This is a genomic window from Rhodobacter sp. P2_H5, from assembly GCF_056403335.1.
The window spans coordinates 33899-42261 of the sequence record NZ_JBFUFS010000027.1 but is presented as its reverse complement, the minus strand read 5'-3'; the positions used below and the strand labels follow the sequence as shown (position 1 = coordinate 42261).

The 8363-nt window shown below is 66.8% G+C and carries 10 protein-coding genes; 9 read left to right on the top strand and 1 reads right to left on the bottom strand.

Annotation, left to right across the window (positions count from 1 at the left end):
• Positions 1-865 (bottom strand): NAD(P)/FAD-dependent oxidoreductase (locus AC1DVR_RS21885; RefSeq protein WP_478002741.1); only part of this gene is annotated, 865 nt, incomplete at its 3' end.
• 46 nt (positions 866-911) lie between these two features.
• On the opposite strand from AC1DVR_RS21885, the gene mnmC2 reads away from it, so the two are divergent.
• The 9 genes from mnmC2 (at position 912) to AC1DVR_RS21840 (ending at position 8328) form a co-directional block, all read left to right on the top strand.
• Complete coding sequence (gene mnmC2, locus AC1DVR_RS21880) at positions 912-1577, top strand: tRNA (5-methylaminomethyl-2-thiouridine)(34)-methyltransferase MnmC2 (protein WP_478002740.1); 666 nt, start codon at positions 912-914, stop codon at positions 1575-1577.
• Positions 1574-2440, top strand: a complete 867-nt coding sequence (locus tag AC1DVR_RS21875; protein WP_478002739.1) for a DMT family transporter — start codon at positions 1574-1576, stop codon at positions 2438-2440. Before mnmC2 ends, AC1DVR_RS21875 begins: the two co-directional genes overlap by 4 nt.
• Complete coding sequence (locus AC1DVR_RS21870; protein ID WP_478002738.1) at positions 2437-3309, top strand: DMT family transporter; 873 nt, start codon at positions 2437-2439, stop codon at positions 3307-3309. Before AC1DVR_RS21875 ends, AC1DVR_RS21870 begins: the two co-directional genes overlap by 4 nt.
• A gap of 75 nt (positions 3310-3384) precedes the next feature.
• Complete coding sequence (mbfA, locus tag AC1DVR_RS21865; protein WP_478002737.1) at positions 3385-4362, top strand: iron exporter MbfA; 978 nt, start codon at positions 3385-3387, stop codon at positions 4360-4362.
• 75 nt (positions 4363-4437) lie between these two features.
• Positions 4438-5268: an S-formylglutathione hydrolase gene (fghA, locus tag AC1DVR_RS21860; protein WP_478002743.1), complete on the top strand. Its 831-nt coding sequence runs from the start codon at positions 4438-4440 to the stop codon at positions 5266-5268.
• Complete coding sequence (locus tag AC1DVR_RS21855) at positions 5265-5714, top strand: YaiI/YqxD family protein (protein WP_478002736.1); 450 nt, start codon at positions 5265-5267, stop codon at positions 5712-5714. Before fghA ends, AC1DVR_RS21855 begins: the two co-directional genes overlap by 4 nt.
• An 88-nt stretch (positions 5715-5802) precedes the next feature.
• Positions 5803-6804 (top strand): DMT family transporter, encoded by a 1002-nt coding sequence (locus AC1DVR_RS21850; RefSeq protein WP_478002735.1) that lies wholly within the window; start codon positions 5803-5805, stop codon positions 6802-6804.
• Positions 6794-7417: an HAD family hydrolase gene (locus AC1DVR_RS21845; protein ID WP_478002734.1), complete on the top strand. Its 624-nt coding sequence runs from the start codon at positions 6794-6796 to the stop codon at positions 7415-7417. Before AC1DVR_RS21850 ends, AC1DVR_RS21845 begins: the two co-directional genes overlap by 11 nt.
• Entirely contained in the window at positions 7414-8328 is a 915-nt protein-coding gene (locus tag AC1DVR_RS21840) for an ornithine cyclodeaminase family protein (RefSeq protein ID WP_478002733.1), read from the top strand. Before AC1DVR_RS21845 ends, AC1DVR_RS21840 begins: the two co-directional genes overlap by 4 nt.
• Positions 8329-8363 lie beyond the last annotated feature (35 nt).

The window sequence follows — 8363 nt, the reverse complement described above, 5'->3', positions numbered from 1 at the left end:
GGGCGCGAGGGCGCAGGCCGGCCCAGCGCGCGACCTCGGGCGCGTGGCGCAGCGCCGGGAGGGCGGCGCGGGCGCGGGTCAGGAGGGCGTCGGCCTGCGCGTCGGTGTCGAGGTGAGTCCATTGGTTTTCGGTGGTCGAGCCGATCGCCACCGTGCCATCGGCATGGGGCACGATGTGGAGCCCGTCGCAGAACAGCTGCGGCTGATCCTCAAAGCCCTGCAGGCGGACCGCGATGGCCTGACCCTTGACGCCCTGCCCGGCCTTGTGGCCGAGCGCGCGGGTCAGATCCGCCAGCCCGGCGGCGCCGGTGGCCCAGATCACCGGACCTTCCTCCGCCGCGTCACCGATCACCAGATCGGCCCCCTTGATCCGCAAGGCCGCAGCGAGGCTGGCCAGCGCCTGTTGGGGATGGAGGCGGGCCGACAGCGTGTCGTGGATCAGGAGGCCGGTGGGCGAGGCGGGCTCCCATGCCGCACCCGTGGCAGGGATCACGGTCCAGGTCGCCCGCCCCTGCCAGAGGGTCGCGGCCTGGGCGGCGCGGGTTTGCGCCAGGGCGATGGCGGCGGCATCGGCCAAGGGTTGCAGGCGGCCGACGCGGGCGTAGCCGCTGGACAGGCCCGAGGTCGCATCGACCGCGGCCCACCACTCCTCTGCCCCAAGGAGGTTGGCCAGTTGCAGCGCCTTGACCGGGTTCCAGCCCTCGGGCGTGTGGGGCGACAGGGCGCCGACGAGGCCGCCGCTGGCGCCGGCGCCGATCCGGCGCGCCTCGATCAGGCGGACGCGGGCGCCGCGCTGCACCGCCTCCCAGGCCACCGAAAGGCCGAAGATCCCGCCGCCCCGTACCGTCAGATCGACCCTTGTCATTCCTGCTGCCCTTGCCCATGGTCCGCGCCGCAAAGGGCTAATCCAAATGGCAGTCGGTGAACAGGCAGAAGGGTTGGAGTGGCGGGACGGTCAGGTGCCGGTCTCGCGCCGCTTTGACGACCCCTATTTCTCGCTGGCAGGCGGGCTGGCGGAGACGCGGCATGTGTTTCTGACCGGCAACGGCCTGCCCGAGCGGCTGCGGCCGGGGTTTCACATCGCGGAACTGGGCTTTGGCACCGGGTTGAACCTGCTGGCGACCCACCTTCTGGCCCCCGAAATGCCGCTGGTTTACACGAGTTTCGAGGCCTTTCCGATCACCGCCGAGGAAATGGCGCGCAGCCATGCCGCCTTCCCAGAGGCGGCGGCGGTGGCGGGCCCCCTGGTGGCGGCCTGGGCGCAGGGCCTGCGCCGTTTCACCCTGGGGATGATCGCGGTCGAGGTGATCGAGGCCGATGCCCGCGACGCCCTGCCCCTGTGGCAAGGCCGGGCCGATGCCTGGTATCTCGACGGCTTCTCTCCCGCCAAGAACCCCGAGCTTTGGGGCGAGGATCTGATGGCCGAGGTCGGCCGCCACACCGCGCCGGGCGGCAGTTTTGCCACTTACACCGCGGCGGGCCATGTCCGGCGGGCGCTGGCGGCGGCAGGCTTTGCCGTCACACGCGCGCAGGGCTATGGCACCAAGCGCCACATGAGCACCGGAGTCCGGGCATGAGCCGCAATCCGACACGTGGCATCTGGCTGATGATCGCCGCGGTTTTCACCTTTTCGGCGCAGGACGGCTTCTCGCGCCATCTGGCCGAGACCTACAACACCCAGATGGTGGTGATGGTCCGCTACTGGGTCTTTGCCGCCTTCGTCCTGATGCTGGCCGCGCGCCGGCCCGAGGGTCTGACCGCGATCCGCTCGCGCCGCTTGCACTGGCATGTGCTGCGCGCGGTCCTCTTGGTGGCCGAGATCTGCGTCATGGTCTATGCCTATACCAAGATCGGCCTGATCCAGAGCCTGGCGATCTTTACCGTCTGCCCCCTGCTGGTGGTGGCGATGTCCGGCCCGATCCTGGGCGAGCGGATGAGCCTGAAACGCTGGCTCGCGGTGGGCATCGGCTGCATGGGGGTGCTGGTCATTCTGCGGCCGGGGGCGGGGGTGTTCAGCTGGGCGGCGCTGCTGCCCTTGGCCTCGGCCCTGATGTTTGCGCTTTATTCGGTGCTGACCCGGCTGACGACGCGGGACGAACCCTTCTTCGCCGCCTTCTTCTGGCCGCCGATCATCGGGGCGGTGCTGATGACCTTTGTCGGCCTGCCGCACTGGCAAAGCGTGGCGCCTGTGGATTGGGTCTATCTGATGGCCTATGCCGCGATCTCGGTCGCGTCCAACTGGCTCTTGCAAAAGACTTACGAGGCGGCGGAGGCTTCGGTCGTGCAGCCCTTTGCCTATTTGCAGATCGTTTTCGTCACCGTGATCGGGATTGTGGTCTATGGCGAGGTGCTGCGGGTTGAAGTCGCCATAGGCGCCGGGCTTGTTGTGCTGGCGGGGCTTTATGCCCTGACCGTGGCGCGGAAAGAAGCGAAAGCGTGACCGAACAGAACACCCGGCGCGGCATCTGGATGATGCTGACCGCCGTCATCATCTTTTCAGCACAGGATGGCATCACCCGGCATCTGACCGTTCTGTACCCGGTGCAGATGGTCGTGATGCTGCGCTTCTGGTTCTTTGCGCTCTTCGTGATCTGGCTGCAGTCGCGCCAGCCCGGCGGTCTGCGCTCTACCGTGCCGACGCGGCAGATCGGGTTGCACATTGTTCGCGGCCTGCTGCTGGTGTTCCAGATCAGCATCGTCGGCCTCGCCTTCGCCCATAACGGGCTGATCGAGACGCATGCTTTGCTCACCAGCTATCCCTTGATGGTGGCAGCCCTCTCCGGCCCGGTGCTGGGCGAGAAGGTGGGCTGGCGGCGCTGGACGGCGATCGTGCTGGGCTTCCTCGGGGTGCTGGTCATGCTGCGGCCGGGGACGTCGATCCTGTCCTTCTGGTCGATGCTGCCCCTGCTGGCCGCGCTGATCTTTGCGCTTTACGCCCTTCTCACCCGCTATGCCGCGCGGCGCGACAGCGCGCAGGTCAGCTTTTTCTGGACCGGGATCGTGGGGGCCGTGGGCATGACCTTTCTGGGCCTGCCGGTCTGGACCAACATGGCGGGGCAGGACTGGTTCTGGATGCTCCTTCTGTGCTGCACCTCGTGCTCGGGCCATTACTTCCTGATCCGGGCCTATGATCTGGCCGAGGCCTCGGCGATCCAGCCCTTTGCCTATCTGCAGATCGTCTTCATCGCGATCCTCGGAATCCTGGTGTTTGACGAGACCCTGAGGGTCAGCGTCATCTTCGGATCTGCCATCGTGATCGCGTCGGGGCTGTTCACGCTGTGGCGGCAGAGGGTCACCGGGCGCGGCTAGACGGGTGCGCTATTCCGGTTTGCAATCCGGGATGGCTTTGGCATATTAGAATGATTCCAATTTTGAGGCCCTCCGATGATCTCCAGCTTTACCCAGCGCCGCCGCTTCAAGGATCTCAGCGAGCAGGAGGTGCTGGCACTTGCGATCTCCTCGGAGGAGGACGACGCGCGGATCTATCGCAGCTTTGCGCAGATGCTGCGGGCCGAATATCCCGCCTCGGCCGAGGTCTTCGACGGCATGGCGCTGGAGGAAGACGGCCACCGCCGCCGCCTGATCGAGATGCACCAGAGCCGCTTTGGCGATGTGATCCCCTTGATCCGGCGCGAACATGTAGCAGGGTTCTATGCCCGCCGCCCGGTCTGGCTGACCCGCAACCTGTCGCTGGAGGCGATACGGTCCGAAGCCGCCGGGATGGAGGTTCAGGCCGAGAAGTTCTATCGCCTGGCTGCCGCCAATACCTCGGATGCCGCAACCCGCAGCCTGCTGGGCGACCTCGCCGCCGCCGAGGCGGGCCATGAGAAGACCGCCGAGCGGCTGGAGGCGAAATACCTGCCCGGTGACGTGCGCGAAACCGAGGACGCAGGCGCGCGCAAGCAGTTCATCCTGACCTGGGTGCAGCCGGGGCTCGCGGGGCTGATGGATGGCTCGGTCTCCACCCTCGCGCCGATTTTCGCGACGGCTTTCGCGACGCAGAACAGCCATACGACGCTTCTGGTCGGCACGGCGGCGGCGGTGGGGGCCGGCATCTCGATGGGCTTCACCGAGGCCGCGCATGACGACGGCGTGCTGTCGGGGCGCGGCAGCCCCTTCAAACGCGGGCTGGCGAGCGGGACCATGACGGCATTGGGCGGCCTCGGCCATGCCCTGCCCTATCTGCTGGCGGATTTCTGGACCGCGACGATTGTGGCCATGGTTGTGGTGTTCTTTGAACTTTGGGCGATTGCCTGGATCCAGAATCGGTATATGGAAACGCCGTTCCTGCGGGCGGCGCTGCAGGTCGTGGTCGGCGGTGCTCTGGTCTTTGCCGCCGGGGTCTTGATCGGCGGCGGTTGAGGCGCTGGCTGCGGCGGAAGCGGGGGCCAGCCCCCGCACCCCCGGGATATTTATGGACCAATGAAAGTGGAAAAGATGCAGATCGTCTCGGAGAACAAGGCTTTTGACGGGCGGCAGTTGGTGCTTGCCCATGCGTCGGAGGCCTGCGCCTGCGACATGACGCTGGGGCTGTTCTTGCCGAAGGAGGCCGCGCGCGGGGCGGTGCCGGTGCTGTGGTATCTGTCGGGGCTGACCTGCACGCATGAGAATGCGATGGTCAAGGCGGGCGCGCAGGCCTGGGCGGCGCGCGAGGGCGTGGCGCTGGTGTTCCCCGATACCTCGCCGCGCGGCGAGGGCGTGGCGGATGATGCGGCCTATGATCTGGGTCAGGGGGCGGGGTTTTACGTCGATGCGACCGAGGCGCCCTGGGCCGCGCATTTCAAGATGTGGACCTATGTGACGCAGGAACTGCCGGCGCTGTTGTTTGCCAGCTTTCCCCTGGACCCGGCGCGGCAGGCGATCACCGGGCATTCGATGGGCGGCCATGGCGCCCTGACCGTGGCGCTGCGCCATCCGGAGCGCTTCCGCTCCGTCTCGGCCTTTGCGCCGATCTGCAACCCCTCTCAATCCGACTGGGGGCGCAAGCAGTTCACGGCCTATCTGGGGGCCGATGAGGCCGCATGGGCCGCGCATGATGCGACCGAACTGCTGCGCAAGAGCGGCTTTGACCGGCCCCTGCTGATCGACCAGGGCGGCGCGGACAAGTTTCTGGACCTGCTGATGCCCGCCGCCCTTGAGGCCGCGATTGCCGAGACCCACACCCGCGGCACCTACCGGATGCACGAGGGCTACGACCACAGCTATTTCTTCGTCGCAAGCTTCATGGAGGATCATTTGGCCTTCCACGCCAGGGCCTTGAAAGCGTGACGCTCTACATCGACGCCGATGCCTGCCCGGTCAAGGAAGAGGCCGAGAGGGTCGCGACAAGGCTGAAGGTCAAGATGGTGCTGGTGTCGAACGGCGGCATCCGCCCCTCGGCCAACCCCTGGGTGGAAAGCGTCTTTGTCGCCCAGGGCCCGGACGAGGCCGACAAGTGGATCGCCGAACGCTCCGGCCCGGGCGATGTGGTGGTGACCGGCGATATCCCCCTTGCCGCGCGCTGTGTCGAGGCCGGGGCGCGGGTCCTGAAGCACAATGGCGAGGAGCTGAACCGCGCCAATATCGGATTGGTGCTGGCGACCCGCGACCTGATGGCCGACCTGCGCAGCGCCGATCCCTTCCGGCAGGGCGGGGGCAAGATGTTCTCCAAGGCCGACCGCTCGCGGTTTCTGGATGTGCTGGACCGGATGCTGAGGGCGGCTCAGGCGGGCTGAGACGGCTTTGTGGCAGGCCGTCCGTGCTTTGCCCTGCGGTGTCGCGGGCGGGACAGAATCGGGGGGCAGGCTCTTGCTATGCAGGGGCATGAAACTTCAGCCCCCCGCCACACCGCTGGAAGGCCCGTCGCTCGCCGGCGGGGTTCTGCCCAAGACGCCCGCGCCCGGGGGGCGGCATGTGCTGCTCGGCATCCTCGCGGCCATGTCGGGGTCGGCGGTGTTTTCGCTGAATGACCTGTGCATCAAGCATTTGTCGGGAACCTATGCGCTGCATCAGGTCATTCTGGTGCGCGCCTTCATCGGCATCGCCTTTATCGTAGGCTTTGCGGCCGTCTCGCGGCAGAGGCGGATCTGGCACACGAAACGCCCCGTGATGCACTTCCTGCGGGCCACCATCGTGATGCTGTCCAATGTCACCTATTTCCTCGGCCTCGCCGCCCTGCCGCTGGCCGATGCGGCGGCGATCGGCTTTGTGGCGCCCCTGCTTCTGACCATGCTTTCGGTCGTCTTCCTGCGCGAGAAGGTCGGCTGGCACCGCTGGGGTGCTGTGGTGGTGGGGCTGATCGGGGTCGTCGTCATGCTGCGGCCCGAGGGGCAGGTGAAATGGGCGGCGATCCTCGTCCTGGCCTCAGCCCTTTGTTATGCCATCACCCAGACCATGACCCGGATGATGCGCGAGACGGAAAGTGCGGTCACCTTCGGCTTTTACACCCAGATCGCTTTCGTGATCGTCTCGGGTGCCATGGGGGTTTTCGTGGGCGACGGGCATCTGGCGGGGTCGTCGGATGCCTCGCTGGCCTTTCTGTTCCGGACCTGGGTCGTCCCGCCGATGCAGGACTGGATCTATTTCCTCGGCACCGGCCTGTCGGTCGCCATCGGCGGGTTGTTGATGAGCCAGGCCTACCGGATGAACGAGGCGGCGCTGGTGGCGCCTTTCGAATATACCTCGATGCCGCTGGCCGTGCTCTGGGGGCTTTTGTTCTTTGGCACCTTCCCCGACCTGCAAGGCTGGATCGGGATTGCGCTGATCATCGGGGCCGGGCTTTATACGCTATACCGGGAAACATTGAGGCGCAGGCATGGTGGTTGAGGCGGTCCTTTTCGACATCGGCAATGTGCTGACCCGCTGGCAGCCCGAGGCCTTCTATGACCGCGTGCTGGGCGAGGCGCGGCGGCGTGCCCTGTTCGACGCCGTGGATCTGCACCACATGAACGAGCTGATAGACGCCGGGGCCCTCTTCCGCGAGACGATCTATGACTGGGCCGAGCGCCACCCCGATTGGGCGCCCGAGATCCGCATGTGGTACGACCGCTGGATCGAGCTGGCCTCGCCGCGCATCGAAGGCTCCATCGCCTTGCAACGCGCCTTGCGGGCCAAGGGTGTTCCGGTCTTTGCCCTGACCAACTTTGGCCGCCACTCCTTTGAGGAGGCCATGCCCAAGCTGGATTTCCTCGCCGAATTCGACCGCCACTATGTCTCAGGCCGGATGGGGGTGATCAAGCCCGATCCGCGCATCTATGCCATGGTCGAGGCGGATTGCGCGATTGCGCCCGAGCGGCTGCTGTTCACCGACGACCGGCCCGAGAATATCGCGGCGGCGGCGGCGCGCGGCTGGCGCACCCATCACTTTGAAGACTGGCAAGGCTGGGCGGCGCGCCTGGTTGCCGAAGGATTGCTGACAAGAAAGGAAGCCGGGCTATGATCACCTTCATCGGGCGCGAGGCCGAGGCCAAGATGAGCTGGCGGGGCCTGCTGGCGGCTTTCGAGGCCGGGCACCGCCTGCCCCGGGCTGAGATCGCCGATCTGTTCCTTTACCGCGACCGCGATGTCATGCTGGACCGGGCGGCCTGGATCACCGGCCTCGGCTCGCTGGTCAAGGTGGCGACGGTGCATCCCGGCAACGCCGCTTCGGGCCTGCCCACGGTCAATGGCGTGGTGGCGCTGTTTGACGATGCCACCGGCCTGCCCAAGGCCTTTGTCGATTTCCATCTGGTGACCAAGTGGAAGACGGCGGGCGACAGCCTGCTGGCAGCCTCCAAACTCGCCCGCAAGGACGCGCGTCATTTCCTGCTGGTGGGGGCGGGCACCGTGGCGCGCTCGATGATCGAGGCCTATTCCAGCCTCTGGCCCGAGGCGCGCTTCACCGTCTGGAACCGCAGCCCGGCGGGGGCCGCGAAGATGGCGGCTGAGGTGCCGGGCCTGGCGGTGGCCGAGGATCTGGAGGCCGCGGTCAAGGCGGCGGATGTGATCTGCACGGCCACCATGGCCTCGGCCCCGGTGTTGAAGGGGGAATGGCTGCAGCCGGGCCAGCATCTGGACCTGATCGGGGCATATAACCCGAAGATGCGCGAAGTGGATGACCACGCGATGCAGCGCGCCAGCATCTTTGTCGATTCCAGGGCCACAACGATCCACCACATCGGTGAGCTGATCGACCCGATCGCCAGCGGCGCGATCACCGAGGCCGATATCCGGGCGGATTTCTACGACCTTGCCGCGGGCCTTTATACGCGGCAAAACGCGGAAGAGATCACCATCGCCAAGAACGGCGGCGGCGCGCATCTGGACCTGATGACGGCGGCCTATGTGCTGGATTGCTGGGCCAAGGGCTGACCGCCGCCCGGGAAGCGGGCCCTGCCACCGCGCGG

Coding starts and splice junctions, on each gene's coding strand:
- mnmC2 (WP_478002740.1), top strand. CDS start 912: ATGGCAGTCGGTGAACAGGCAGAAGGGTTGGAGTGGCGGGACGGTCAG.
- AC1DVR_RS21875 (WP_478002739.1), top strand. CDS start 1,574: ATGAGCCGCAATCCGACACGTGGCATCTGGCTGATGATCGCCGCGGTT.
- mbfA (WP_478002737.1), top strand. CDS start 3,385: ATGATCTCCAGCTTTACCCAGCGCCGCCGCTTCAAGGATCTCAGCGAG.
- fghA (WP_478002743.1), top strand. CDS start 4,438: ATGCAGATCGTCTCGGAGAACAAGGCTTTTGACGGGCGGCAGTTGGTG.
- AC1DVR_RS21850 (WP_478002735.1), top strand. CDS start 5,803: ATGAAACTTCAGCCCCCCGCCACACCGCTGGAAGGCCCGTCGCTCGCC.
- AC1DVR_RS21845 (WP_478002734.1), top strand. CDS start 6,794: ATGGTGGTTGAGGCGGTCCTTTTCGACATCGGCAATGTGCTGACCCGC.
- AC1DVR_RS21840 (WP_478002733.1), top strand. CDS start 7,414: ATGATCACCTTCATCGGGCGCGAGGCCGAGGCCAAGATGAGCTGGCGG.